Source organism: Edaphobacter aggregans DSM 19364 (assembly GCF_000745965.1).
In the GTDB taxonomy this organism is placed as follows: domain Bacteria; phylum Acidobacteriota; class Terriglobia; order Terriglobales; family Acidobacteriaceae; genus Edaphobacter; species Edaphobacter aggregans.
In genome coordinates, this window is sequence record NZ_JQKI01000061.1 from 1 (window position 1) to 26,930 (window position 26,930).

Consider the following 26,930-nt stretch of genomic DNA (forward strand, 5'->3'; position numbering starts at 1 on the left):
CTCCAGCCCGCCATCAAGATACCGCTTGCCGATCTGCCATACCGCCTTGGCGGAAAGCCCCAGGTTGGCTCCCACCGCAGGCGTGGACTGTCCCTGATCCAATTGACGCAAGGCCAAGGCGCGCAATGTCGTGCGTACCGACTGCAACCCGCCTCCTAACAACTGATCGATCTGCTGTCGATCTCGCTGCTTGAGTTCAATCTGAAGTCGTATGCCTCTGCTCACTCCCCAGATATACAGCCAGCACCAGAACCCAACAAGCGCCTACATTGGTTACCTATACATGCGGCCACAGTACTAGCAAGTTTGCCCTTCCGCCCCAGAATCCGCAACAAAAACGAGATCGCAGAAGGTGACAATCATCGCAAACCCCACCCTGCATGGAATGTTTTGGCGACACACCCGACATCGAGGATACGTTTTGAGGTTATTCGCTGACGGTCCAGCCACCGTCGATAGCCAGCACCTGTCCCGTGATGTTTCTTGCTGCATCGCTCAGAAGGAATATAGCGGCCTCTGCAATCTCGCGCGGATCGAGAAGATTTTCAGAGAGTGGTTGTTTGTGGCGAATGAATTCGAGGATGGCTGGATCATTCTGTGCGCGGGCACTCATGGGAGAAGCAACGAGGCCAGGTGCTATCGCATTGATATTGATGCGGTGCGGCGCATAGTAGGCGGCAGCAGAGCGAGTCATAGAGATCACAGCACCTTTGCTTGCAGCATACGCATGTGTTGCAAAGAAGTCTTTTTGCGGGGAGTAAGCAAGGACGCTCGCCATATTGAGGATCGTGCCGCGCAGATTAGCGGGCATAACCGGATCCCGGGCGATAAAATATTGAAGCGCCGCGCGCGAGACGAGAAATGCGGTTGTTGCATTATTGGTGTGTGTTGTGTCCCATCCAGCCAACGTGCACGCGTGGAGTGCGCCATCTCCAAAGCGGCGCCCACTGATTCCGACTGCGTGAAAGACTGCATCGAAGCTGCCAAACGTCTCTATGCACTGGCGAAATGCGGCCTCAACTTCAGACTCCTCGGCAAGATCTGCACAATAGGTCTCGATCGATGCAGTCCGCGATGATAACTCACTCCTGAGGAAGTTGGTGGTGTCGGGATTTCGGTCTACCGCAAATACTTGCGCACCTTCCTTGAGAGCGAGGCGCGCTGTTTCCGCAGCCATGCCGGAGGCGCCCGCAATAAAAAGTGTCTTGCCACGGAGCCTCATCTCTCGGCCTCTCCCGGATTGATGCTCCCCTCGTATCGAGGGAGTCGCGGCTCAATTAAGGAGTTGCTTTCCGACAGATTCGACTTCTGTGACGTGAGGTGAGCCAACGTCAGGGAATAAGCTCGGGCTGGATTATCGATGAATATTGCTCTCAGGTCTTCATCGGTGAAGCCAGCGTCGCGAAGCTGACGCGAAAAGGTATCCAGCAAAAAAGTCAGTCCTGGAGAGCCTCCAAAGGAGATCCAGTAACTGCTTCGCGCGGCATCCATACCAAGCATGAGTTGTCGCAGAAATCCAAGGGAGGCCAGTTCGATCAATAGGTCGCGGGTCGGATTTTCCTGCGATTTCCAGCGAAACGCCGAGTCGTATTCAAGAAATACTCCACGCGAAAGAACCTCGCGATGGTACGCGATATCCGGTTTCCGGTCGAGGTGCGAGATGACGATGCTTGATGGAGGCAGGCCACATCTTTCAAACAGGTCGATCTGCATCATTGCTGCGGTTCCTTGCTCGGTATGCGTCATGATGGGAACGCCGGTCTTCGTGTGCGCAACGGCTGCCGCCTCGAAGATCTTCTGCTCTCTGGCGCCAATCGTGTTCAAATCACTCGCAACCTTTATGAGGCCTGCTCGGTGGACCGTGCGCTGCACATTGGGTCCATTGGTATCATTCGCGTCTATTCCTTGCTCAATCTCATCAACGAATATCTGCGCGAGTTGTTCAAGATTGACGCGTGTGATCCACTGGCCGTGAGGATAATACTTTGCCTGATGCAGGCCTGTGGGACACAGTATGTGAACTCCGCTTTGCCTGGAAACACTCGCCAGTTTGACGACGTTCCGTCCACCTCCGCAAGGCATCGAATCCACCATGGCGCGGCCGCCGGCACGATAGAACGTACGTAGCTCCTCGGTGATCCGGGCCACGTCTTCCAGCAGAAAGTCAGGGTATTGTTGCGTGACAAAGCTGCGATCGATCACGATGTGTTCATGGGCGTAGCAGACTCCTAATAGGGACGCATCAATATCGCCGAGAACGGTACGGATAACGCTCATACATTGACCTGCCGTTTTAGTTCGAGGATGGCTTGCGACGCGAGTAGGCGGTCTCGCAATCGAGGAAAGGGAATAGCTCGCGTGTGCGAATTATGTTTGCTGCAATAAGCTGCGGCTATGCCGGCCGCGTGTCCCATTGCCATGCATTGGGCCATGGAACGTACGCTTGCGTGAGCATCATGCGAGGAAGAGAAACATCGTCCGACCACTAAGAGATTTTCGAGGCTCTGAGGAAGTAAGGTGCGATAAGGAATACCGACACATTCCCCGTCGGGAAGATACTCCCAACGCGTTACATCCCCTGGACCGTGCTCCTCAATGGGAGCGCCACAAAGGCCGATCTGATCCTCGAACTGTCGCGCGGTTAAGACATCTTCTCTAGTGAGTACATAGTCTCCGATGACCCGTCGTGTCTCCCGCACACCTATTTGCGTGCTGAAGGAGGCGAGGTCTGCATTCGTATATCCCGGTACGCATTCCCGAAGAAAGCGGATGTATTCCAATGCCTGCCTGCGGCCCTCCATTTCGGCTCCGCTTAAGAAGGCAGGATCGGTAGCGTTCACCATTTGTCCAGGACGACGGTCGAAAGATTTCACGCGCGTGAGATTGGTCGCTAGAACACCGTTGATCGTCGTTATATGGTCGCTGCCTTCACGGCGAGGAAGGGCATATCCATGATCTGCAGCTTGCCCCATAATCTTATGGAGTTCCTTTTTATCGATCGTGCGACGCGCATCGATGTCGACATTGCACATCCGAAAAGTAGTTGTGAGCGATTGAGCGTCTTGGTGCTCGCCTGCCAGCTCAAAGGGTGCGTCCGCCCAGTAGCAGAGATCTGCATCTCCCGATGCATCGATGAATGTCTTTGCCTCAACCTTTGCCAGGCCCTTCCGCGTGGCAACGATAAGGCCGACAATACGATTGTCACGGACGATTACATCTTGTACCCAGCAATTCAGCAGGACGCGAGCTCCCGCGTCTTGAGCAAGACGTTCCCACGCGCACTTCAGATATTCAGGGTTATAGGTGATCCCTTGGCCAGCACCATAGGTATTAGGGCGCTCAATGATCTTGTCCAGGCGCCTCAGCTCTGAGATCACGTCGTCCGCGATACCGCCAACGACTTTATGAGGTTGCGAACCGGGGGTGTAGAACCCATAGAACGTGTCAAGAACTGCTGTACTCGTTCCTCCGAGAAAAGGGTGCCGCTCCAGCAGAAGGACCGATGCATTTTCCCTTGCTGCCGCGATGGCAGCGCATGAGCCTGCTGAACCGGAGCCGACAACGACAACGTCCACGGCCGTCAGAACTTCTAAAGTTTGGGTGTACTGCATAACTTATGGTCATTGTTTCTATATAAGTGCGTATTTGTCAATAAAACACGCAATAAAGTTGACTGGTGGCGAACGGTCGCATAAGCTTTCCGTGTGGCGAGGGCTCGGGAATTGAGAGCTTATGCTCTATCTACCCTGGCTAGCTTGACCTATTTCAATCAGGGGATGACGAACAAAGTGAGTGCGGCTGAAAACTATTTCCAGATAGCAACCAAGCTTTTGCAACGGTTCCACGAGACCCAGACAGCAAATGTCGACCGGGCGGCCGAGATTTGCGCAAACGCGATCGCGAAGAAAGGTTTGGTCTTTGTTTTTGGTTCAGGACATTCGCGGTTTATGTGCGATGAAATGACACCGCGTCAGGGAGGAATTGTAGGCTTCGTCGCTTTAGTCGAACTTGCTTTCTCAAATCATTCGGCGATCGTCGGCTCCAACGGTTTGCGTGTTCCGCTCTTTCTGGAAAAGTACGTTGGATTGGGCGAAGAGATTCTCAAGAGCTTTAAGTTCGGTCCGCATGATGCCATTTTGTTGGTGTCTACAAGCGGCATTCGCCCGCTCATTGTGGATATGGCCATGGGAGCTCGCGAACGGGGAATGAAGGTTATTGGTTTGGTTTCGCGGCAACATTCCGATCAATCTTCAGCCACTCATCCTTCGGGTAATAAGTTGCTGGATCTTGCCGATGTGGTCATCGATAATCAGTGCCCTCCAGGAGACTGCGCCCAAGTGATCGATGGATTGGATTGGCCCACCGGCCCCGTCTCCACGCTAACCGGTGCGATGGCGGTCAATATGGTCCGGTCTTCTACAGCTGAAAAGCTCATCGCGCGGGGCATCTCGCCTGTGGTTCTCCCGAGTCACCATTTCCCAGGGCAGCAAAAGCCGGAAGATGCTCTGGAAACCTTCTACGAGGAATATCGAAAAAGCCTGGCACATCTCTATATATAGATTTCTGATGTGGTTTTATGTCGGCTCTGGGGTGCAGATAGCGATGCTTGAAGTGTTGGCAGGTGTGGACGTTGGCGGAACGAGAATGAAGGTCGGGATCGCAGACGCGTCAGGAACGCTGCTGGCCAGCGACATCACGGAGTCGGCGAGCTTTGAGGATCTCGAAGCCTTCCTGCGTTCGATCTCCAACAAGATCAAGACAATGGTTGCCGATGTCGCTGGCGTACTGATAGGAACGGGAGTCGGATGCCCAGGCAGGATTGATTTCAAGGAAGGACGAGTGGTTTGGCTGCGAAGCAAACTCGAGTTTCTTGAAGGAGTATCGCTGTCTGAGCGGCTTGGAGAAACGCTATCGTGCCGCGTTGTTGTCGACAACGATGTAAATACGATTCTTTCCGGGGAGATGCGGTTTGGTGCTGGCAAGGGCTATCAGTCGGCAATTGGTATCACTGTGGGAACCGGTATTGGCGGCGCGCTCGTCTCGGATGGCCGTATGTTGCGCGGAAAGAACTGGGCGGCCGGCCATTTCGGTTACATGTCGAGTGATCCCTCCGGCCCCAGACATATTTGCGGAAACACGGGAATCTTTGAGGAGCATGCCTCACATAGCGGAATAGCGCGCCAAGTGCACAAGGCACTCGCAGAAGGAGAATCGTCACCTTTGACCAAGTTAGTCGCTGACGACCAAGAGCTTGGACTGCGCGAATTGTTTGATGCCATCGAAGCGGGAGACCCGCTGGCTTGCCGGTTGGGCACCAAGTTGATCTCAGAGCTTGGAGTGATGGTCGCGAACCTGGTCTACGCTCTCGATCCGGAACTGATTCTCGTCGGCGGTGGTTTGATAAGTCATCGACCAAACCTCCTGGATCTTATCCGGCGGGAGGTCGAGACGAGGGTCGAATTTCTGCAATCTGGCGCAACAAAGATTCTTCCGATGCAGTTGGGCGACGCCGCTGGCGTCTATGGCGGCGTTGCGCTCGCGTTAGAGGCCATTGCTTCAACCGGGCGCGTTATCCATTCAGATGCCAGCATGGAGCGGAAATTCGATCGAATATGATCCTTGCAGCGTTAGTGATGGTCATCCTTGCGGGCAGTATGAATGGCAGCTTTGCTGCTCCAATGAGCCGTATTCGCGGTTGGCAGTGGGAGCACATCTGGTTGCTCTGGTCGATCCTGGCAATGTTTGTCCTTCCTTCAAGCGTCTGCTTCGCAACTGTGCCTCATCTGGGGAGTGTCTATCGCATAGCCGGTGCATCGGCTCTTGGGGCGACGGCTCTCTATGGAATGCTCTGGGGCGCAGGCACTGTTTTGTTTGGTCTTGGGATCTCGCGGGTAGGCATCGCCTTGAGTTTTGGAATCATTCTGGGTACGTCTTCTGCGGTGGGCACACTCGTTCCTCTGCTTGTCCTTCGCCATGGCGTGTTTCTTCGTGCTGATCGCCTCGTACTGATAGGAACAGCCTGCGTGTTAGTCGGGGTAGCGTTCAATGCTCGTGGAGGATTGTTGCGCGAGGCGAACCGTTCAGAAGGAAGCGAGCGAAGCTTTATCACCGGCTTGTTTCTCTGTTTTCTATCAGGGATCGGATCAAGCTGTATGAGTTTGGCGCTTAATGAAGCGACACCCGTTTCAGATGCAGCTGTAAGATTGGGCGCATCGCAAGGCACGGCCTTGAATGCGGTATGGCCAATTCTTCTCGGCGGAGGGATGCTAGTCAACGTTTTGTATTGCTTGTCTTTAATGATTCGTAACAAGAACATCTCGCAGTTGCAACAATCAACCGTAGTGAATATCGCATGGGTCATACTCATGGCAATTCTTTGGTCAGGAAGCAACTTCCTGTATGGAGCTGGCGCTCGCTCGCTGGGGCCCCTCGGATTGGTTGTGGGATGGCCGATCTTCATGGCTGTTATTGTCTTGTCGGCGAACGTCTGGGGGCTGTTAAAAGGCGAATGGCATAGTGCGGAACGGGGATCCGTGCTGTGGGCTGCATCGGGATGCCTGTTGCTCATTATTGGTGTCTGGTTCGTTGCGTGGGCCGGGAACAACACCTAGTGAAACCTGGGACCATGAGTCCATATACCGCGGCATCGTCCGAGGTGGGACGAGCAATAAGATTCGAGACCATCACGCGGTGTGTCGCATTCGAGCTTGAAGACAGTATCAGACCCGTTTGACTTCGATTTCGCGGTCAATGAAAGGCTGAACCAGTTCCTCGGAGGCCTCGACGCCAGTGATAATCATGTCAATGGAGTTCAGGCTTGCAACTACATTGGGAGCGACAACAGAGAACTTCGTGTGATCGACCACGACGATCTTCTTTCTTGAACGCTCAACAAAAACCCGATTGACCGCGGCTTCTTCATGGTGAAAGTCCGTCAATCCTTTTTCAATGCTGATTCCATTTACACCCAGAAACAGCCGATCGCAATTGATCTTCTGCGCGGATTCGATAGCTCCTGGACCAACGAGAGAGAACCATGCTCCTCGCATCACTCCGCCTGTGAGGGACACTGTCAGATTATTGCGGCGCGAAAATTCCATTGCCATGTTCACGGCATTCGTGAACAACGTGACCTTCAATCCCATCGGGATATTGCGAGCGACAAGCGTCGTCGTTGTCCCGGCACTAATCGCTACGGTTTCGCCATTCTGAATCATCGAAGCCGCAGCGATGCCAATGCGCTTCTTTTCGTCGCTCTGATTCTGAACTTGTTCCTGGAAGGAGGAGTCGGTTGTAAACGCTTCATAGATAAGCGGCTCGAGAGAGATTGCGCCGCCATGCTCCCGACGTAGAAGTCCTTGCGACTCCAAAACCTCTAGATCGCGGCGAATCGTCGATGCGGAGACACCAAAAGACGCACACATCTCCTCCACGGATATCGAACTGGACGCAGTGAGAGAAGACAGAATTTTTTGCAGGCGCTCCCGCCGCCCTGCATTGTTCCGTGGCAGTTCCATGTATCGAATGTACAGGAAAGTCGCGCGAAATCGACCTATTCGAGCAGTTCCGCGACGCGGTTTGCAACTGGCTTGAACGCTGTTTGTTGCCCATCTAGTGCAGATAAAATGCTCATTGCAATCGATAACGCGCAATTATCTTGACTGATAATATCCTTCACAGCTATATTTCCTGCCTGTAATCGCATATCCGATCCGCGAGTTCTTCAAAGCAGTAACGCGCAATTTCAAGAGCAATCGCTTGACTTGCAGAGGTCTGTTGCGTGCAGGAATCATGACACGCTTTCACCCTTTGCCTTTACGACTGCGGATCGATTTTTGGGAGGTTGTTTAGACCATGTCTCGAAACAGATTTCGGCTACGTTTGGTGCACGCGGCATTATTCTTGCAGCTCGCAGGCCTAATACCCAGTGTTGTTTGGGCGCAAATTGATACAGGAGGAGTGACTGGGACTGCGATGGATTCTTCGGGATCGATCGTTCCGGGCGCCAAGATTACGCTTACGAATCAGGCGACCAATGTCGTCAGCCAAACTGTATCTACAGGATCCGGAACCTACTCCCTCACTGGGATCCGACCGGGAACATATACCCTGCGTGCTGTCTCCCCTGGGTTCCAGACGTTTGTTCAAACGGGATTGGAGATTCACATTCAACATACTCTGACGGCTGACATCGCCTTTGTACCTGGCCAGGTCACCGAACAGGTTGTTGTGACTTCAGCCGCTCCTCTGCTACAGGCGGAGAGTGCGGCGGTCGGCCAGACCATCACAGGCGAAGCTTTGAACGACCTTCCGTTGAATGGCCGCAACTGGACTTCTTTGCCTCAACTCGCTGCTGGAACGGCAACAGCGCCGCCGGGAGGTCCCACAGGAGATTCGGGAAGTACAGCGAGCGCATACTTTTCCGTAAACGGTGTGAGTCTCTGGCAGAACGATTTCCGACTCAACGGGATCAACGACAATATCGAAGTCTACGGCGGAGCTTCTTTGGGAAGGAATGCCGCCATCGTCCCTCCTCCTGATGCGATTCAGGAATTCAAACTACAGAGCGGTGACTACAGCTCGGAATTCGGGCACTCAACGGGTGGCGTGGTGAATGCCGTTCTCAAGTCGGGAACGAACGGCATTCACGGAAACCTCTGGGAGTACCTTCGCAACGATTTGTTCGACGCAAACCTCTACTTCAATGGCCGGACAAACACGCGGAAGGCGGAGTACCGTCAAAACCAGTTCGGCGGAACCATCGGCGGCCCGGTAGTCATTCCGCATCTCTACAACGGGAGGAACCGGACCTTCTTCTTCTTCGACTACGAAGGAATTCGAATCGTCTCGCCTTCTGCCAGTACGAGCACCGTTCCCACGGCGAATATGATGAGCAGCGGGTTTACCAATTTGCAGGACCTCATTACTTATCGTGGCGGAACAGGAACCGATGCGCTTGGTCGAATCTTTCCACACGGAACCATACTGGACCCTGCCACGACACGCGCTGTGAACGCAGGAGCGGTAGACCCCATCTCCGGGCTCCAAAATACCAGCAACAGCACTGTCTACGTTCGTGATCCTTTTTACAGCGGAGGTAGTTTGGGTGGGGTTAGAGATTTCTCAGGAAAGACGGCGCAACTAAACATTATTCCCGGGTCACGGCTCGATCCAAATGCTACGAAGTTGCTGAGCCTCTATCCGGCTCCCACCTCGGCAGGCCTCTCGAACAACTTCTATTGGGCTCCCAAGTCTCCTACGACGGGGAACGCATATGACATTAGGATCGACCAAAGCTTTGGGCCAAAGAATCATCTTTTCGGCGTCTATGACAGAAGCCTTCGTGACAACACACAGCCCGGTGCTCTCCCTGGAGTAGCCGTCGGGCAGAATGGATCTCTCGATAACAGCTTTCCCGCGTATGCCATCGCCGCTGGCGACACGATGGTGTTTAGCCCAACACTCGTTAATGAATTACATGTAGGGTTCCTCCATGTAGATCAGTTCATCAAGAATCACTACGGCAATACTATGGGAATCCCGGCGCAGTATGGCATCAGTGGTGTGCCGCAGCCCTCGGGCAATGGAGGACTTCCTCCGATAAGCCTGAGTGGTCTCACGGGTCTTGGGGAGAAGACCTACAGGCCCACACTTTCGACGATCTACAGTGTTGAAGCCGCAGACAGTATCACGTGGGTTCACGGGAAGAGTACCTACAAGGCGGGTGTTCAGGTTGACGATTTAACATCGAATATCACCCAGCCGCCCTATAGCCGCGGCCAATTCAGCTACAACGGGCAATTTACAGATATCCCGGGCAAGAACAGCTCGTTGAACGGAATCGCGGATCTGCTTCTAACCCCGACGCCTTCGACCGTCGGTGGCATCGATAACGTCGGTGGCCTAGCTTCGTTGCTTGGCTCGAATTTCAGTGCCACCCAAAACCGGCGTTGGTATACCGCGCTGTATCTTCAGGACGATTGGAAGGCAACCGACAAACTGACACTGAATCTTGGCCTGCGTTGGGATTACTTCACGCCGTATTCCGAGATCGATGGTCGAGAAGCCAACTTCGTGGCGGATGGCGGAAACGGAAACTCCGGAAGCTACTATATGTCGAAGAGAGGCTGTTCGATACCGCGATCGGCATCCTTCGATGGATTGCTAGCGGCAAGCAACATCTCATTAGTCTGTGCCGATGGTTCTCTGGGGAGTACGCAAAAGCTTAATTTCGCACCAAGGTTAGGAATTGCGTATCGAATCGCACCACAGGTCGTCGTTCGCGGCGGGTATGCCATTGAGTACGGTGCGCTCGGAAACATTGGCTACGGTGGCACGCTGGGAACCAACTATCCATTTATCTATAACGTCGCGTTCAATGCTCCCGATTCGCAACACCCGTTGATTCTTCCAAACTCCAACCAGACGGCAACGATCGAAAATGCGCTCGTTTCCATAAGTCTGCAGGATCCCACGGTTAATAGCGGCCAAGGAGTGAGCCTCTATGGGCGCACACCCAACTATCAGACTCCATACGTCCAGGTGACCAACCTGACCGTGCAGGACCAGGTAACTCAACACGATTCAATACAGGTGGGCTATGTTGGCACGTTTGGCCGTCATTTGAATTCCATGGAGCTTCACAACTCTCCTTCTCAACTTCTGCCCCCAACGGCGAATGTTCAGAACTATGTTCCATTCCCGCAGTTTGCGCGCAATTCCAATTGGGAGGTTACTAACTCGGTCAGCAGCTATAACTCGCTCCAAGCAACGTATGAGCATCGGTTGAATGCGGGTTTATCTGTCCTTGCCAACTACACATGGAGCAAATGCCAGAGCAACCAAAGAACCCAGTCGACGACGACTCCGAGCTATAGAGCAACGTGGCTGCCGGGCTTTGGAGATGGCAAGGACTATGCGCTTTGCGACACGGACGCTACGCACATCGTCCACATCTCGGGCGCCTATGCCCTCCCGGTTGGAACTGGCAAAGCACTTCTATCAAGCGCGAACCGGATGACAGATGCGATCGTCGGGGGATGGCAGGTGAACTGGATCTACAGTTTCCAAACCGGTCAGCCGTTCACGGTCAGCTGTCCCGTGACAACTGCTGCTGGATTGGGGTGCTTCGCTCCGTTAGCGAAAGGAGTGGATCCCTATGCCGGACCTCATGACATTACGCAATGGCTCAATCCGTCGGCGTTTATCCAGCCGAATCTCGTGACACAGGTCGGTCAGACTGACTATTCGGTCTTGGGAGGACAGCCGTCACAGGTCCGTGGTCCAGGTCTTAAGAACGTGGACGCGTCGATCTTCAAGTATTTCAATCTTGGAGATACACTCCGGCTACAGTTCCGCGCTGAGGCTTTCGATCTGACCAATACTCCATCGTTTGCGCAACCTGGAAATCTAAACTTCACCGTACCGACGAACTTCAGTCAGATTACGGGAACCAAGAACGGTCCACGACGGGTTCAGTTTGCATTGAAGCTCATCTACTAGTTGAGCGGGAGTTCCTCGCTTTCAGAGGAACTCCTTTAGCTTTGCGGTGTGGTCCTCTCTGAGATAAGCGCTAAGCGATGGGAACAATATCTCCTAAAGACAGAATTCTTGGAAAATGGTGAACGAGGGAAATGAGTTTGTTGACTTCACTTCTGCGTTGCAGTGTTGTGCGTCTTGTCTTCTTGGGTTCCTCGCTTGTTGTTCCCGCCTGTTCCCAGCAGACTCTCCGACTTCCTCAGTTGACCCCGCAGCCCTATCGTCCCGCTCTATCCGACTTTCGTATTCCCGCCTCAGAGGTATTGCCTGAGATCGACAGCGCCCAGCACGTTGTATTCAGCGATACGATATCGGCGATTCCAGACGGAGAGGGAATCGAGAAGATCATTGCGCCTCCGCTCACTGCTTCTTTACGTCAACAGGTGGGCGTTTGCGATACGGAGACCGGGCAGTGCATTGTCAACGGCAAACCTAGCCATGGTTTCGAACTGATCGGAACACCTTCCGCAGCTTGGGAGCCGGGGCAATGGACGACATCACTTGAGGGCAAACTTTTGTCTCTCTCGGTCCAGCAAACCGCATTGAGTCGCTCTACGGGAATCATCGAAAAAATTGTTGTGAGTAACAAGTCATCACGGAGGCGCGTGTTCCGGGTGTTTAGTATCCAGCAGCCGAAGGTAGGCCGTCCGTCTGAGTGGACTTACAGTCCCACGTTCTCCGTGGATAAGGCGGCGCCGACTACAGGCTTGATTCTTGACGGATCGCTACACGCAAATGCATCCGGCGCCGTTGCCATAGGTTCGCATGAGGCATCCGTTACCGGATACGGCTCATTTGATGGTGCTGTCGCCAGCGTGACGGAACAAAAAGCCGGAGGCGAGGGGCAGAAGAGCGCCTTTGAAACCACGGCCATGTCCTGGGATGTAGAACTCAATGCGGGAGTGCAGAGAACAATTTATGTGGTCATGGAGGTCTCCCCTGATGCGAGTCAAGCGTCTTCCAATCTGAAACATGCTCTTGCTGCCCCTGAGGAGGAGATTCAAAAGAGTCGAGCCGAAATGCAGGAAAACTTATGGAGGGCGTTTGAAAGACTGCCGCGTTTGACAGCCACTCCCGCTGTCGCTCGTTTTTATTATCACGCCGCGGTTCAGCTTCTCTACGATCGATGGAAACTCGGAAACACGTTCGTTCTCGACCCCTGGTACCCGGTCTCCGGACGTGATTCAGGCGGCATGAATCTCTATGCTTGGGATGTTCAATACGCCGCGCTCACGTTATCGTTTCTCGATCCATCAGCCCTGAGGGCAGTGATCAAGGCTTTGCCTGCGGCCCCTCTTACCGAGCACTACTCCATCGAGCCTCTTCATGGGAGAGGAGTTGGCACGTTTTATACGTACAATCCCTACGTCTTTACCAGCACGGTAGATCAATACTTGAGAACCACGGGGGACTGGAGTGTACTGACGGAACAGGCATCGGGGAAGACGATTCTCGATTGGCTCGTCCTGCTTGCAGAATGGGGAGAGAAAGATCGAGATGCAGACGGTGATGGGCTGCTTGACTATGGAAATGATTCGAACTTGCTTGAGTTGCACAAAACAGGGGATGGTCCCGGTTATATCAACGAAGTGCCAAGCCCGAATGGTGAACGCGTCTATGTCTATCGGACAGTTGCAAATTTCTTAGAACACATAGCGCCACAGCAAAATCAGGAGACGGTACGTCATCTGCGTGCCATGGCTGATTCGGTAGCGAAGGCCGTCAATCAGGTCTTATGGCTCGATAAGGAGGGTTGGTACGGTACCAAGCAGCGCGATGGTAGGGTGATTCCCGTTTATTCAATCCAAGTGTACGAATTGCTCCGAGTGCCTGGCTTGGTACCACGCGAGCGCGCCGAAAGACTGATGGCTCATCTGAATGATAACGAGTTCATCGCACAGTGGGGCGTACGATCCATGTCGATCAAGGATCCCCTGTTCGACTATAACGATCACGATTGGGCTGGTCCAATGAGCTACACGGGAACCGGTCCGGAGTTGAGTGCAGACTTCTTTTCAGCAGGCTTTCCGGCTCAAGGTTGGATGGCTCTGAATAAGATCCTTTGGTGGCCAGATCACCTTGCCGTGTACCCGCAGGGGATTACAAACGATAGCTATGCCTTCCGCTATCCGCAGTCGGAGCGCTTTGGCGGACGTGTCGGTGCAGGCCGCTCAAATCTAATCGCCAGTTGTGCGGGAGTGGACACGATTCTCCGGGGCATATTCGGTCTGGAATTCGGTGCGGACGGATCGATCCAAATAGCCAACCACAGCTTGGAATCGAACTCGGAACCTTCAGCTGTGGCCGTTCCTTTTCGCGGAAGATTATGGACGGTCACCAATTCTCGCTACGGCATCGATCTACGGTCGCAGGACGGCTTCGACGCCTCATTCTTCCGCGACGATGGCAGCATGCGAGTGCACATTACTGACGGGCGCATCACTGTTTCACTTGGGTCGCGAACCGCTCAGCGTGGCCAGCTCACCGTTGGGCTTGACTATGTGCTCCGCACGCTCGGGGCGAAGAGAAAAATCGATCTTCTTTTTAGCGTCGACGGCGTAGCCGTCAATCCTACCTTTACTGCAGGACAAGTCGTCTTTGCCACTAATACGGGGCCGCGAGCTGAACAACAAGTTGAGATCGCCGCCGCACAGGAGAAGCCGACGCCCTAGTCGGAAAAGTTCTGGCAAGACTTCGAAGACAACGCACCGGAAAATCACCCAGGAAATAATCCCGTTAGAGCTCCCGTTTCTCACGAAGGGTTGACTACGAAGATCGAGGATTATCCCTCGCGATTGAGAACCATTTTGAGATGCCTGCTGCCGTCCCTTGCGGAAGCCGTGTCCGCGCCTACTCAGCGAAATGGCGATCCGAAACGGCGAATTATTGAGCCTTACCGCCTTGCTGCAGCTCCATCCGCGCCCTAGTTATCGAGTCGCACACGCTTGTCTTGAATGTGATCCAGGCGGATACTTCTTGCTCTTCGTTCGTTGGCTCACATCTGTGAAAAGAGCGGCTGACAGTGACTATGTCGAATTCCTCAACCGAGAGCCAAACAGCATACACCGTTTGCTTCTCACTGTTCTCCATTCATGGGAAACATGCTGAGCCGTAACGCACGGAAAAACGGGGTTTCAGGGAAGAACACTGCCGTTAGAGGGACGGTCCTGTCGAACTTACCGCAATCAGGGACTTTTCGGGGGACCGAAGACTCTATACCGGAGTAGGGCCGATGGCCAAGGATCAGGTCGTTCTAGGATTCTTACCTAAGCGCTACTTGCCACCCACGTGAGACAGGTCCGTCCTCCATCGATCGCAAGCCTGAGTCCTTCCAGATAACCGATGACGCTTACGAGCAATCCAACTTCAAGAGCTTCTTTGAGTTAGTGCAGCCGTTTTTCTCGAATATCGAAGCGATGCAGCACTACGAATTAACTGAGGTCGTTGGGCGCGGCGGGCTCCTGCTGCAAAGCGGTCAGCGGCATGAATCTTCGGCTGATCAGATTTAACGAGAAGGGAAGCATTCCGAGAAAGGAGAAGAGTCCATGATTCTGATTACGGGTGCATCTGGAACGGTAGGCCGTGCCGTCCTCGAAGAAATGCGAAAGACGGGCGAGCCGTTTAAGGCGATGTATCGCAGCGAGAATGATGCAAAGAAGGCGCCTGCTGGAACCGCCAGCGTGATGGCAGATTTCGCAGACAAAGACAGCTTGAACAAAGCGGTGGCGGGTGTGAACACAATTTTTCTGGTGTGCTCGCCCATTCCGCAGCTGGTGGAGCTTGAGGGTAACGTGATCGAGGCCTGCACGAAAAACGGTGTGCGCCATATAGTGCTGAATTCAGCGCTGGGCGCGGGCGACTACCCTAAGTCGTTCCCTAGCTGGCACCGCAAAGTCGAAGACAAGTTGATGAACTCCGGGCTAAGCTATACCATCCTGCGCCCCAACGGCTTCTTTCAGAATATCGTGGCATACAACGCGCCAACCATCCGAACACAGGGTGCATTCTACGCTGGGATGGGCAACGCAAAGACCAGTTTGCTGGATGTGCGTGATGTTGCCGCTGCGGCGGTGAAAGCGCTGAGTTCTCCTGAGGACCACTCTGGCAAGACATACGAGCTGATGGGGCCCGAAGCTCTCAGCAACGATGAGATCGCTCGGAGAATCTCGCGCATCATCGGTCGCGAAGTGAAGTATGTAGATATTCCGGAAGAGGCGCAGCGGAAGACGATGCTCGATGCGGGCATGCCGGAATGGCAGGTAACGGCGCTCCTCGACCTGCAGGCATATTACGTATCAGGCAAATGCGCCGCAGTGACGGAGGTTTTGCCCGATCTGTTGGGCCGCGCTCCGATCACCGTGGATCAGTTTCTGAATGAGAATAAAGAGAGTTTCCATAGCCACGCCGCGGTAGCATGAGGGGGGCAAATGACAAGCGCCGACACACAGAAGAGCGTCCATCAAAAAAACACGAATGACAATCAATAATGAAGCAGTTTGTCCACGATCTTTTCGAAGAGTTTGCCGGCAAGAGCCTGACTTACTGCCTTCGCTCCGCATTGGCTGGAACAACGCTGGAAGGACAAGATTGCCGCCGGTTCCACAAATTCAGCTTAGTCAAGCCAAGAGCATCCGCCAGATAGAACTTCCGGGAGCAGCTAATCATACAAACCCCGCCGCACGGGCGGACCACAGACTTCCGGGCATCCTTCTACCGGGGAGGTGTCTTTTTCGAAGGCTTCGGAGTCTGTCGGGCCGCCTGGTTTGGGTGTTCGCGCTTATGGCGCGCAACGGCTTTGGCGATTTCTTCGGCCGAGAGCTTGCTGTGGCCCTCAGAATGCAGGACATCACTGACGACCGGTGTTGTTTTTTCCGGATCAGCCATAGACCCTCCTTCTGGATGGATCCTGGTCAGCGGATCGCCGCGAAAGTGCTCGTCAGAATTCGGACCGAAGGATCGGAAACACCATAGTTGCCTCGACACGACCGATCCGGGCTCGATGCGGCTGGTCAATCGAGAAATGGCTCGGTTCTACCCAGCTGATGCGCACGATGCGGCGTTGACCAAGTTCAGTATATTCCCTTTGGCCTGCAGGACACCAATCTCGATGTTCCACGGCAGGGTTCCAGAATTGCCTCACGGTGGCCCCCCAAACCTCAGAAACATCGCGCTAGCCTTCTTTTTCCGTCCCCAGACCTTTGGCCAGCCAGACATGTCCAAGGGTGCAGCTCTTTACCATGCGTGTCAGACTGCCATACAAATTCATGATCCACCCGCCGTGGCTTCCATTTTCCGTATCTGAGGCGTTATTCAATGCACGAGAGTTAGGTGTGCCAAATTATGCTTTAGATCGGCCGAGTTATCGTTTATTTGGGAAAAAAAGGGGGGGTGGTGATGCCGTGACGGTCGATGGTCCGGTTAGAGCTCAGGGAAGTAAGGTGCGGTTAGCCGACATCCATGTCCGATTTAGGTGCAGTTCCGCTCTGGCTTCCTTCGCACGCGACCTGAGATTCTGCCGGATTCGAAAAAGACAAACCAGAGCTGTGCAACGCGGGTACGGATAACAAGCAGTTCGAAGAGCTGACAACTTGCAGCCCGAACGGCAGCGATTCTCCGAAGCTGCGGACTGCGTCCGCCCGTTCGGGCGGGACATACTTTGACAGAAGCTGAATGGTTTCCTCGTCGATCCCAAGCACCATCAAGCGTGAGATTGCCGGCTCGCGAATTGCATCATCGATGTCCCGCGAGCGATCATCGGTGCGCCGCGCGATCATTACAATGGCGGAACCCGTTGCCGCCGTGAACGTCGGTAAGTCCAGCAGAACTTTCAACCACTCGCCCGCAATTTCAGGCACCACTACCGAGTGCAGCGGCCCGTACAGCGGAATGCGAGCGCCTAGTCGGCCGAGCGACCATAGCCAAATTGCATTTTCGGGTTCTTTTCTGATCTTCGCCACCAGTTCATTGCCCAGCAAAGCACGAGTGCTGCCCAGCAGATGCTCGAGGCTCGCAAGCAGGCGCCACTCCTCGTACTTGAGTTGCCGGTTTACCCAGCCTTTTTTCTTGCGACCGGCGCGACTGGCATACTTGCGATAGAGCCCCTGCTGCTCTCTGGCATTGATGCCGCCTGAGATCCGACGCAACAGCACAAGCAATTCGACCTGGCACTGGAGATCGTCCGCAAAGACGAGTTCGTTCGACGCGATTGTCCGCAGAGCGTTAACGTGCGCATCATCCCCTGGTACACCGAACCCCGGCCGCAAGCAGAAGCCGGATAGATTGAGCCAGCGCACCTCATGGCGCGGAGATTTTTTGCGTCTGGCGGCAACCTCGATGAGCACCTCGCCGAACCGGCGAATGGCTGAGACCGGCCATGAGTCTCTCTTCGCGCCGAGCGCAGCTTCCATTTGACTTGCAAGAGCTTCGGGCGCCAGTATGTCGCCCTCAGCAGAGCCGCCGAAAACATCGCGAACGAGTCGCACAGCTGTTTCGACAGCTGCATCAGAAGTCGTAATGACCGATGAACGTGTTGGCATGGGTTGTGGTTTCGCCGTATTGAGTTGCTGCTCTTGTGCCTCTTCGCCACGGAGTTCGAATTGAAGCCGCCAGCGATGCGGTGTGTCCCTCGATTCGCACCAAAGTTCGAGGGTGCCGACCTCGGTGAAACGGGCTCTGATACGCACAATCAAGTAAATTTCGCGCAATTTCTTGCCGTAGCGCAACAAGGTCACCAGCGGAGCATGACGATGTACGTCCGCTTCGTCCAGCGAAGCAATTTCACCATGTGCATCGCGCCGGGTGCGTGAACTGTAAAGCGAGAACGACACCGGGCGATTAGCCAGTACCGAGAACTCGCGGTTTAGCAGCGGAAGTGTGGTGCCTTCCTCGACCTCAGCAGGCAAGACACAGATGCCCTGCAGACCGTCGTTCGAGGGCAACCCGACATAGTAGGTTCGCGCGTTGCCGGCCCTTATACGCAAACCGGTGCCGCGCCGTACGCGGCCATAACAAGCAGCGCCCCGAGCAACCGCACTATCAACCGCTTCGTTGTTGAGGAGCCTGGGGCGCCAGCCGCTTTGGGGTCCATCGAACCAGGCGGAAATTGCCTCGACGATTCTCTCCCGAGTCACCGCTGGTGCAAAGAAACCGCCGTTGAAGAGCACGACATCGGGTCGAGCCATTCGGTGGTTTGCAGACGAACTCTTCATGGCAACAGCCGCTTGGGTCAGAAATGCGGCAAGGTGCCTGGTGATGGCGGGATCGCTGGCGTAGGGCAGGCCGAGTTCGCGCAACCCTGTCGGTCGGCCATGCGCCGGCATCTCATCAGGCGGAGTGATCGGCAGGAACCCGGCTGTAAGAATCTGCAGCACGTCTTCGCGCGTCAGGTCAACGCTGAGTGCCTGTCCGACGACGGCGCGGCCGCTGCCCAGGACTGTGACCGGCACGCGCGCCAAAGAGGAATCACTCAGCAGCCGCTCTTTCGAGGCACAACAGGCCCGGCGTAACGCGTAACGCTGATGCAGTGTGAGCTCAACCTTGAGTTTCTCTTCCACGCGCCGGGCCAGGGCGAAATCGAGATTGTCGCCGCCAAGCAAAAGATGCTCGCCGATGGCGGTTCGCTCAAACTCCAGCTCGCCATTGACCAGGCGAGCCCTCACTAGGCTGAAATCGGTCGTGCCACCGCCGATGTCGCAGATCAGAATCAGATCGCCATCAAGGAGGTCTTCACCCTTCTCACCTCGCGCCCGATATGGGCTCGAGGATGGGCCGTCTACCTGCGCGTACCGATTCGACGCGATCCACGCATAAAACGCGGCCAACGGTTCTTCGAGCAGAGTGAGTTTGTCGAGTCCGGCCTTGCGGGCGGCTTCGACCGTCAGTTCGCGCGCATCCTCGTCGAACGAAGCTGGCACGGTGAGGACAATTTCCTGATGTTCAAAGCTCGTTTCTGCATCGATCCGCATTGCGTCGTTCCAGGCGTCGCGCAAATGCATGAGGTAGCGCGCAGACGCTTCAACAGGGGAAATCATCGGCTGCGGCGGTTCAGCCTGGGCTGGTAGGATCCTGGCGCGGCGATCCACGCCGGGATAGGAAAGCCACGACTTGGCCGATGACACCTGGCGGCTCGGTACAAGCGCTCCCTGTTCGCGCGCGAGTACACCTGTAACCATTGGAGGATCCTCATCCCACGTGGCGCTGACGGCTCCGGCAGACAACTCATCTGCGGTGGGGAAGTAAAGGAAAGAAGGAAGTATGTGTAGCGTGCGGACTTCCTCCTGTCCCACTAATTGCGGCACGGGGAATACACGAATAGCGGAGCCCCCATCAGCGACATCTTGAGTATCGATGTACGCCACGACAGAGTTTGTCGTGCCCAGATCTATGCCGATCAGATAACGAGAAGGCACCGACGACCTCACCTCGCAGTCTTTTCGCGAATGTTCAGCTCAAGCTTCCAGCGGTGCGTCCCGTCGCGGGATACGCACCAAACCTCGAGGGTGCCGAGTTCGGTGACGCGAGTTTCGAGCCGCACCGGTACAACCTTTCCCTGCTGGCCATCCATTTTAAGCGTGACCTCCAGTGGGCTCAGTTCCTCGATATCGGTGCCCCAATCTTCCAGCAGACTGCCGACCTGGTCCTGCTTACGGACGCTGGAATTCAGGAAACGAAATTCCGCTGGTTCGCCGACTACGAGGCCAAACTCTCTGCCGGGAATCGTGGCCTCGGTGCCCTCCTCCATGCCAAAGGGAACGACACAGAGCGCCTTGAGCGGAGCCTCCATGCCGGGAACAGCAGGCATTGAGCTTTCAATTCCGATATAGTACGTGCGCGACGCGCCACTGCGTATGCGCACGCCGCGACCACGACGCGCCTTCCCGTAATAGGCGGCGCCGCGCGCAACCGCGTGCTCTAGGTCGGGAGCTTCCAGGATTTGCTCCGCCCCGAGCGCGTCGAATCCTTCTTCTCGTAACCAGCTGTTCAGCACCTCGACCACTCGCTCGCGCAGCACCGCCGCTTTCATCACTCCGCCGTTGAACAGGATGTGAGTGGGACACGCCAGTCCGCTGCGGCCACGCCGCATCACCGACGCCTCGGGGCTATTGCGAAGCTGCTCCGACAGAAACCGCGCGAGGTGCTTGGTGATGGCGGGATCGGCCGCGTACGGCAGGCCCAACTCCTGAAAGCCGACACGGCGTTGCCGCGCAGGCAATTCACTGCTCGCGACTTCGGGGAAGAATCCTTCTACCAGGACCTGGTCAAGATCTTCGCGCGCCAGTTCCGTCTTGATGGTTCCACCGACGAGCTTTGTCCCCTTGCCCAGCAACGTGATGGGGTGATTCTGCGTCTTGGGCGAATCGAACAGTTTTTCCTTCGCCATGCGGCACTGATGCCATAGGCCGTGCAACTGCCAGGTATCGATGCGGTTGCCCGAGGCTTCAAGGCGCTGCTGCAAAACACGAGCCAGAGCTAGGTCCATGTTGTCGCCGCCCAACAGGATGTGGTCGCCGACAGCGACGCGTTTAAGCGTCAGTTCGCCGTTCTCTTCGGATACCATGATGAGGCTGAAATCCGTTGTGCCGCCACCGACGTCGCACACGAGAACCAGGTCGCCGACCTTGATTCGGTGCCGCCAGGTATCACCCTGGCTTTCAATCCAAGCGTAAAAGGCTGCTTGGGGCTCTTCCAACAACGTCACGTGCGGATAACCGGCCTGTTCGGCGGCGCGCCTGGTCAACTCGCGTGCTTCTTCGTCGAACGAAGCGGGCACAGTGAGCAGCACGTCCTGCTCCGCAAGAGCAAGTTCCCGTTGCTCCTCCTCGCCGTTGTCCCACACGGTGCGCAGGTGCCGCAGGAACTGCGATGACGATTCGACCGGCGATAGCTTGGGCACCTCCTCGGGCGCCTGCCAAGGCAAGATAGGCGCAGTACGGTCCACTCCGGCGTAAGAGAGCCAGGATTTGGCAGAGACTACCAGGCGATTTGGACTCTCAGCTCCGCGTTTGCGCGCTAGTTCGCCGATCACCAGCTTCGGCTCGGGTTCCCATGGCAAGGCTATGCCGCCCTTGGGAAAATCGAATTCGCCCGGGATGTAGATAAACGACGGCAGCAACGTGCGTTCCGCCAGTTCGTTCGGATTCACCAACTGCGCAATACTGCGGACCTCGATGCGGCCGTCCTCTTCGGCGCAGCGCGCCAAGGCCGAATTTGTGGTTCCTAGATCGATGCCCACGATGTATTTGGCTGCCAATGAAGATCTCCTTTTAAGCCAAACTTTTGTTGAGCGCACGTGGATCAGCCATTAGGAGAGTTCGACCTCAGCCGGGGCAACCACCATCCGGCCGGCGGCCTGCGGCGACGGGGGCAGGTTCACTTCCTTCACGCGCCAGCCCTTATGCCGTAACACACCGCGAACCGGCGGCTCTCCCGCCACGTTGCCGATCAATTTGATGGCTGCCGGGTCAAAACCCGCTTGTACCGTCACAGGTTGATCCTCTTCGGAGTTCAGAATTGGCTCCAGCTTCACATACCGGTCGAGCACCTGTCGACAAGTGTCGTGAATTGTGCGGACGGCGGCTCCAAGCTGTACGTCGGGATACCCAGAGATGTTCTCCGCCAGGAAATCAATGAGCCGCCCATCGCGTTGCAGCAGAGCGAGCATCTGCACCGCGCGATCGAACTCTCCCGAGGGTGTTTGTTGAACTTCCTTTAGACGAGACATCGAGGGCGCAGCTGCTGGGGGCTCCGGTGAAACCGGGCCGACAGGCTTGGCCAGCTTCTGTGCGATGTCGTTGGGTATGTCAGCGCGGAACAGGATTGAAAGGAAACACCGAAAGGCAAAGACCACTCGTTGCCAGAATCCGTTCATAGCCACTCCGGAGGATCAGAGAAATCCGACGAATTATGATAGGACGTTAGTGAGGTCGCGTCGAGCGAGCCGGTCAAACCACCGGACCTTAACGCTCCCCCGCGTGCATCGCGCCACCGTCTGCCGGACGAACGTGCGTCTCTGACGCATAAGTTCAGCATCGGTGGGCATGAGGGTTACATCACGGTTGGTCTGTATCCGAACGGGCAGCCTGGTGAAATCTTCATCCGCATGTCGAAGGAAGGTTCGACTATTTCGGGCCTGATGGACACTTTCGCCATGATCTTCTCAATGGCTCTGCAGGTGTCGGTATGGCCCGACAACTAAAATGGTCCACAGGATGCAGCCGCCGTTTCAGCCCATAGCCGAGCAGCAAAGAGCACTGGATCTCTTTCTCCAGGGTGGAAACCTTCGCATCGATGCTTATGCAGGTGCTGGAAAAACGGCAACTCTCCGTTTGCTGGCCAACAGTACCCAGAAGAAAGGTCTCTACTTAGCCTTCAATCGCAGCATTGCACTTGAAGCGCAGCAAACTTTTCCGCCACACATAGCATGCGTGACAAGCCATTCGATTGCATTCCGCGGCGTTCGCCGGACCTTCAAGTATCCAGAGAACAAGCTGACGGGGTCGCTGACTTTGAATAGTCTCTTAGAGGCCTTCAGACTTCCTGAGTCGATCACGTTCCGGGCGGGTTTTGCATTGCCAAGACAGTCTTACGCTGCAGCTCTGCTCGAAGGGACGCGGGCTTTTCTGCGTAGCAGCGACCAAGAACCTTCTCTCTCGCATATTCCGCGCTATGGCATGCTTGAGTTCATTCCCGAGGACAAGTTCCTCGATTTTGCGCAACAGGCAGTCGGGCATGTGCAGGCGATCTGGAGCAACATGTGCGCCCGTGAGGGTGTGCTCCCGCTCGGTCACGACGGTTATCTGAAGCTTTGGGCTTTAAGCAAGCCCGTTGCAACCGCTGATTACATCATGGTGGACGAGGCACAGGATCTCAATCCCGTGCTGCTGGGTGTGCTGCGCAGCGTTGCCTGCCCGCTTGTCTACGTTGGAGATCCGTTTCAACAGATCTATGACTGGCGTGGCGCAATCAATGCCATGAACCAGGTCAAGGTTGATCATAGAGTTCTTCTTTCGCAGTCGTTTCGCTTTGGCCCGGCGCTCGCTCAGGCAGCCACGGAGGTAATTCGAAGAATTGGCGCAACCGAGCCGGTTCGTGGAAATGTTTCACTCACCTCTCATCTCGCGAGAGTCCGACCGGATGCAATTCTTTCTCGATCGAACGCGGGTGTGATCACACATGTGCTCAGGAGCCTAAAGCGCAATGAACGCTGTTATGTCTTGGGTGGGACAAAAACGCTCGAACTCCTTCTTGACGATGTACGCCGCATCAAGGCCGGAAAACCAGCGATCACGCAGGAACTTCTGGGATTTTCGTCATGGAAAGACGTGCTGGTCCAGAGCACTCGACCCGAAGGCGCGGATCTCCGTCAGTTGGTCGGGTTAGTGCGTGAATTCGGGGAAGCAAGGATACAGGCAGCCCTTTCAAGGTGTGAGACAGAAGAGCGCATGGCACAAGTCGTCTGCTCGACCGCGCATCGCGCCAAGGGAAGGGAATGGGATCATGTTCTGCTCGATGAAGATTTCGATACCGCAATTGCGCGTTCGCTCAAGCCGGAGCAATCACGAGAGAAGCGCACATCAGGCTCTGATTACGAAGCGGAGATGCGGTTGCTCTATGTTGCGTTGACCCGAGCCCGCATTGCTGTGGAGCTGCCGCCGGCTATTCTTGCGCGACTTCGCCTGAAGTTAACAACAGAGAAAGTACTCGGCAAGGTAGCAGCACCAGCTGCTATCCCTGATGAAGAGCCGCCTCTGTCGCCTGATCATGAAGTGATTCCAGCCGCAGTGTCACCTTACCATTCGCCACAGAAGAATGAACCGCCGGAGATGGCGGCTATACGGCGATTCTTCAGCTAAGACATCATAGATGTCGTTCATGGGATGTAGTGTACGACCATCCACGGTTCTATTCGTCGTCAAAAATCCAGTGGCCATAGACGCAGCGCCCGGAGACCCGGTGGGGGTCGTGGTTGTCATACACTACACCGTCGATCACCGCCGTGTAGTGCTTGCTCACCGCTACCACCAGCCGACCCATTGGTAGCTCGCCGTCTGTCAGATGGACCTTGCAGCCTGAACCGATTTGCATGGTTGGGAACCAGCGGAACCCGATGGAGCGCATATAGTCTTTGAACCACTTGCGGGTGACATGAATTCCGTTCCGGGCAGAGGTTCCGCGCGATTTGCGCTCGCTCCCGGCTCCCTTGGCGAGTGCTGCGTAGATCTCGCAATACGGCCGTCCGCTGGCGATAGCGATGCTCCGCGCCACGCAATCGCGCGCGCTGCCCTTGAATCCTGCGGCCTTTCTACCGCCATCATCGTATATCCAGTTCATCGTTATGTTCGTTTCGCCCCTGGTGAATGCCTGACTTTCTATGAGCAGGTCACTGAAGTCAAGGTGCGTTATTTGTTTTTCCCTTCATTGGGCTTTTGCTTTTGTTGTTGGCTGGTTGCGACGCATGTTGTTCTCCACCGAGTTTCTATTCGCGCTCTTGATGAGCAGCAGGAAGGTGGACGCAGAGCCGACGTTGCCGGTGGAAGTCAGATTGCTGAACCAGCGGTCAAAGGGGATTTCGAAGCCGGCCCTCGCGGCGAGGTCGTGGGATTGATCGCGGAACAGACGCGAAGAGTAGTGGACGGCCAGCCAGTTGACGGTGGCGGGCTCGAGATCCTTCTGTTTTGCGGTCTGCAACAGGCCGTAAACAGCGTGACGCACCACCTCGTTGAGCATGCGGATGTCCTGGCGCAGAGTGATGGCGCCGGAGTCCGCGGCCTGGCGGTAGTTGGCATAGTCCAGCCAGGAGGGAGTCGGCGCGCCGTTTTTTGCGGGACCGACGTACATACAGGGCTCGAACTTGTTGGCGAAGGAGAGCAGCTCGATCCACTCGATGCGGAGCGAGAGACCGGTGCGCGCGGGAGTGGCAGAGAGCACGGCCGCTCCGGCGCCGTCGGAGAGCATCCAGCGCAGGAATTCGGTATCGTACGTGAGGCCTTTCTGGCGCACCGCAAGCTGGTCTTCAAAGCGGCTGGATTTAAAGAGGCGGCTGGCAAACTCGCTGGCGCAGACCAAAGCGTTGCGCCGGCCCGCGCCGGTGACCTGCAGCATCGCCGACTTGATGGCCATCATGCCGCTGGCGCAAACCTCGCAGGGTGATCTGCCTTTGCCCGGCTTCGCCAGCATGGTTCACGGAGAACTCAAGGTCCCGCCATGCGAGATCGCCACCGTCCATGGTGGTTACGTGCAGGAGCATGTCTCTGTCAGGCGGTATTAAGATGGCGTGCGCCGAAGAACAGCTTATCGAGGACATAAGCCTTTTAGGGTTTTCGGACGACATTACGGTTACCAAGACCGCGTCGATAACCTCACCTGTTTTCCGGTTCGTCAGATGGATCTCGAGGAAGCCGGCCTTCGGAGGGAGGAAAAGATTGAATCAGCTTCTGGCTGCGCTGGAGAAAGCGTCACTTCTTTAGTGCTCTTAGGATCGTTTAGTCCCGTGCCCGTGCTGAACAGGGAATATCCTGCGTCCTCGTCCTCAGCTGATACTGTGTATCGGCCCCACCAGGGAATGGAATCAAAGCGAAATTTTCCGTTTTGATCTGTTTTTGTATGTGGCAGAATTGCCCCGAGCGGAACGCCTAATGGGTTAGCCGTTAGGCCGACCCCTTTCGCCGGCTCTCCGTCCTGATCGACGACGGTTCCGTAAATCACCCCTTTGGCAATCGGCCTTTCGGGCTGCTGTGCCACTGTAACTGAGAGCAGTATGATGCTCGCGAGGACGGACATCGACTTCATGACCCCGAGATGTTACCACTTCTCCGACTGGCAACTATCTCTCTTTTCGGGTTCTGGGAAGTTGTCGCCAATCCTGAAGTAACCACATCGTCTAGAAGCCGGGCTGCACAACAGAGTGCCTGAAATGTGACTTTCCGGGAAGTGCACATCAAGCTGATCTATGAGCTTCCGCTTCCAAAACCTGAACCGAAAGAACTCGCTCTTTGTGGGCAATCCGCGCGGCGGACGAACTGCGGCGATCCTCGCCAGCCTGACCAGTTCCTGCCGCAGGCACCAGATCGATCGCAGCTCTATCTCACGCAGCTGCTCATCAACCTGCCCTCCACTACCATCAGCTAACTGCACGCCTGGCTACCTGACCAGTGGAAGCAGAGGCTGACCCTCTCAAAAACATATAGAGCCGGTCTCATAAACACTTCAACCCAAGTTCATCGCCGGGAGATGAGGTATCATGCCGACGTGCGTAGGGTTTATCTTTTCGCTCTCGGTCAAACAGCTTGCGGACGATCTGACGCGCCAGTTTGGCCGGGGCTTTGGAGCCGTTAACCTGAGCCAAATGTGACGCTTTTACGTCGCATGGCCGCCTCAGCCGATAGAACGTGACC

General features: G+C 55.4%; 22 protein-coding genes. 10 read left to right on the plus strand and 12 right to left on the minus strand.

The window, feature by feature from the left end:
• From Q363_RS46530 to Q363_RS20155, 4 genes are all read right to left on the minus strand, one after another.
• Positions 1-225: helix-turn-helix domain-containing protein (locus Q363_RS46530; protein ID WP_425387718.1), on the minus strand; the 225-nt coding region annotated here is incomplete at its 3' end.
• 202 nt (positions 226-427) lie between these two features.
• Positions 428-1,222 carry an SDR family NAD(P)-dependent oxidoreductase gene (locus Q363_RS20145; protein WP_035354019.1) on the minus strand — a complete coding sequence of 265 codons (795 nt, stop codon included), beginning with the start codon at positions 1,220-1,222 and terminating at the stop codon, positions 428-430.
• On the minus strand, positions 1,219-2,277 hold the full coding sequence (locus Q363_RS20150; protein ID WP_064742689.1) for a phosphotriesterase family protein: 1,059 nt from the start codon (positions 2,275-2,277) through the stop codon (positions 1,219-1,221). The genes Q363_RS20145 and Q363_RS20150 overlap by 4 nt, the downstream gene beginning before the upstream one ends.
• Positions 2,274-3,611, minus strand: coding sequence for an FAD-dependent oxidoreductase (locus Q363_RS20155; protein WP_035354022.1), 1,338 nt, complete (start codon positions 3,609-3,611; stop codon positions 2,274-2,276). The genes Q363_RS20150 and Q363_RS20155 overlap by 4 nt, the downstream gene beginning before the upstream one ends.
• Before the next feature lie 144 nt (positions 3,612-3,755).
• Here Q363_RS20155 and Q363_RS20160 point away from each other — a divergent pair, with 144 nt between their 5' ends.
• Genes Q363_RS20160 through Q363_RS20170 form a run of 3 tightly spaced genes read left to right on the plus strand, consistent with a single transcriptional unit; the run spans position 3,756 to position 6,611 of the window.
• Positions 3,756-4,559, plus strand: a complete 804-nt coding sequence (locus Q363_RS20160) for a sugar isomerase domain-containing protein (protein WP_051979056.1) — start codon at positions 3,756-3,758, stop codon at positions 4,557-4,559.
• A 43-nt stretch (positions 4,560-4,602) separates the two neighbouring features.
• Positions 4,603-5,616, plus strand: a complete 1,014-nt coding sequence (locus Q363_RS20165) for an ROK family protein (protein WP_169747057.1) — start codon at positions 4,603-4,605, stop codon at positions 5,614-5,616.
• A complete protein-coding gene (locus Q363_RS20170) occupies positions 5,613-6,611 on the plus strand; it encodes an L-rhamnose/proton symporter RhaT (RefSeq protein ID WP_035354028.1) in 999 nt (332 codons plus the stop codon). Before Q363_RS20165 ends, Q363_RS20170 begins: the two co-directional genes overlap by 4 nt.
• 108 nt (positions 6,612-6,719) lie before the next feature.
• On the opposite strand, the gene Q363_RS20175 is transcribed toward Q363_RS20170, so the two are convergent.
• A complete protein-coding gene (locus Q363_RS20175; protein WP_035354031.1) occupies positions 6,720-7,517 on the minus strand; it encodes a DeoR/GlpR family DNA-binding transcription regulator in 798 nt (265 codons plus the stop codon).
• Between the two features lie 337 nt (positions 7,518-7,854).
• Here Q363_RS20175 and Q363_RS20180 point away from each other — a divergent pair, with 337 nt between their 5' ends.
• The 3 genes from Q363_RS20180 (at position 7,855) to Q363_RS20195 (ending at position 15,956) form a co-directional block, all read left to right on the plus strand.
• Positions 7,855-11,502 carry a TonB-dependent receptor gene (locus Q363_RS20180; RefSeq protein WP_035354034.1) on the plus strand — a complete coding sequence of 1,216 codons (3,648 nt, stop codon included), beginning with the start codon at positions 7,855-7,857 and terminating at the stop codon, positions 11,500-11,502.
• 299 nt (positions 11,503-11,801) lie between these two features.
• The gene (locus tag Q363_RS20185; protein ID WP_157467235.1) at positions 11,802-14,210 is read left to right on the plus strand and encodes an MGH1-like glycoside hydrolase domain-containing protein; all 2,409 of its coding nucleotides are present in this window, start codon (positions 11,802-11,804) and stop codon (positions 14,208-14,210) included.
• Positions 14,211-15,083: 873 nt separating this feature from the next.
• Positions 15,084-15,956 (plus strand): SDR family oxidoreductase, encoded by an 873-nt coding sequence (locus tag Q363_RS20195; protein WP_035354043.1) that lies wholly within the window; start codon positions 15,084-15,086, stop codon positions 15,954-15,956.
• A gap of 292 nt (positions 15,957-16,248) precedes the next feature.
• Here the strand turns inward: Q363_RS20195 and Q363_RS40805 are convergent, their stop codons facing one another.
• The 4 genes from Q363_RS40805 to Q363_RS20215 all read right to left on the minus strand — a co-directional run bounded on the left by Q363_RS40805 (position 16,249) and on the right by Q363_RS20215 (position 22,405).
• Positions 16,249-16,422, minus strand: coding sequence for a hypothetical protein (locus tag Q363_RS40805; protein WP_157467236.1), 174 nt, complete (start codon positions 16,420-16,422; stop codon positions 16,249-16,251).
• Between the two features lie 560 nt (positions 16,423-16,982).
• Entirely contained in the window at positions 16,983-19,946 is a 2,964-nt protein-coding gene (locus Q363_RS20205) for a hsp70 family protein (protein WP_169747058.1), read from the minus strand.
• Positions 19,947-19,954: 8 nt separating this feature from the next.
• Complete coding sequence (locus Q363_RS20210; RefSeq protein WP_035354049.1) at positions 19,955-21,787, minus strand: Hsp70 family protein; 1,833 nt, start codon at positions 21,785-21,787, stop codon at positions 19,955-19,957.
• A 51-nt stretch (positions 21,788-21,838) separates the two neighbouring features.
• The gene (locus tag Q363_RS20215) at positions 21,839-22,405 is read right to left on the minus strand and encodes a DUF2760 domain-containing protein (RefSeq protein ID WP_035354050.1); all 567 of its coding nucleotides are present in this window, start codon (positions 22,403-22,405) and stop codon (positions 21,839-21,841) included.
• Positions 22,406-22,525: 120 nt separating this feature from the next.
• Between Q363_RS20215 and Q363_RS47495 the strand changes: the two genes are divergently transcribed.
• Both Q363_RS47495 and Q363_RS20220 read left to right on the plus strand, forming a co-directional pair.
• Complete coding sequence (locus Q363_RS47495) at positions 22,526-22,732, plus strand: TSCPD domain-containing protein (RefSeq protein WP_483782901.1); 207 nt, start codon at positions 22,526-22,528, stop codon at positions 22,730-22,732.
• A gap of 13 nt (positions 22,733-22,745) precedes the next feature.
• On the plus strand, positions 22,746-24,389 hold the full coding sequence (locus Q363_RS20220) for a UvrD-helicase domain-containing protein (RefSeq protein WP_169747059.1): 1,644 nt from the start codon (positions 22,746-22,748) through the stop codon (positions 24,387-24,389).
• 49 nt (positions 24,390-24,438) lie between these two features.
• On the opposite strand, the gene Q363_RS20225 is transcribed toward Q363_RS20220, so the two are convergent.
• Entirely contained in the window at positions 24,439-24,867 is a 429-nt protein-coding gene (locus tag Q363_RS20225; protein WP_051979060.1) for a hypothetical protein, read from the minus strand.
• Between the two features lie 84 nt (positions 24,868-24,951).
• Positions 24,952-25,638, minus strand: a complete 687-nt coding sequence (locus Q363_RS20230; RefSeq protein WP_157467238.1) for a hypothetical protein — start codon at positions 25,636-25,638, stop codon at positions 24,952-24,954.
• A gap of 7 nt (positions 25,639-25,645) precedes the next feature.
• Here Q363_RS20230 and Q363_RS40810 point away from each other — a divergent pair, with 7 nt between their 5' ends.
• Positions 25,646-25,804, plus strand: coding sequence for a hypothetical protein (locus Q363_RS40810; RefSeq protein WP_169747060.1), 159 nt, complete (start codon positions 25,646-25,648; stop codon positions 25,802-25,804).
• A 110-nt stretch (positions 25,805-25,914) separates the two neighbouring features.
• Here Q363_RS40810 and Q363_RS46535 read toward each other — a convergent pair whose 3' ends face one another.
• The gene (locus Q363_RS46535) at positions 25,915-26,325 is read right to left on the minus strand and encodes a carboxypeptidase-like regulatory domain-containing protein (protein WP_084080587.1); all 411 of its coding nucleotides are present in this window, start codon (positions 26,323-26,325) and stop codon (positions 25,915-25,917) included.
• Positions 26,326-26,451: 126 nt separating this feature from the next.
• On the opposite strand from Q363_RS46535, the gene Q363_RS20240 reads away from it, so the two are divergent.
• Positions 26,452-26,664, plus strand: a complete 213-nt coding sequence (locus Q363_RS20240; RefSeq protein WP_035354061.1) for a hypothetical protein — start codon at positions 26,452-26,454, stop codon at positions 26,662-26,664.
• Positions 26,665-26,930: the final 266 nt, after the last annotated feature.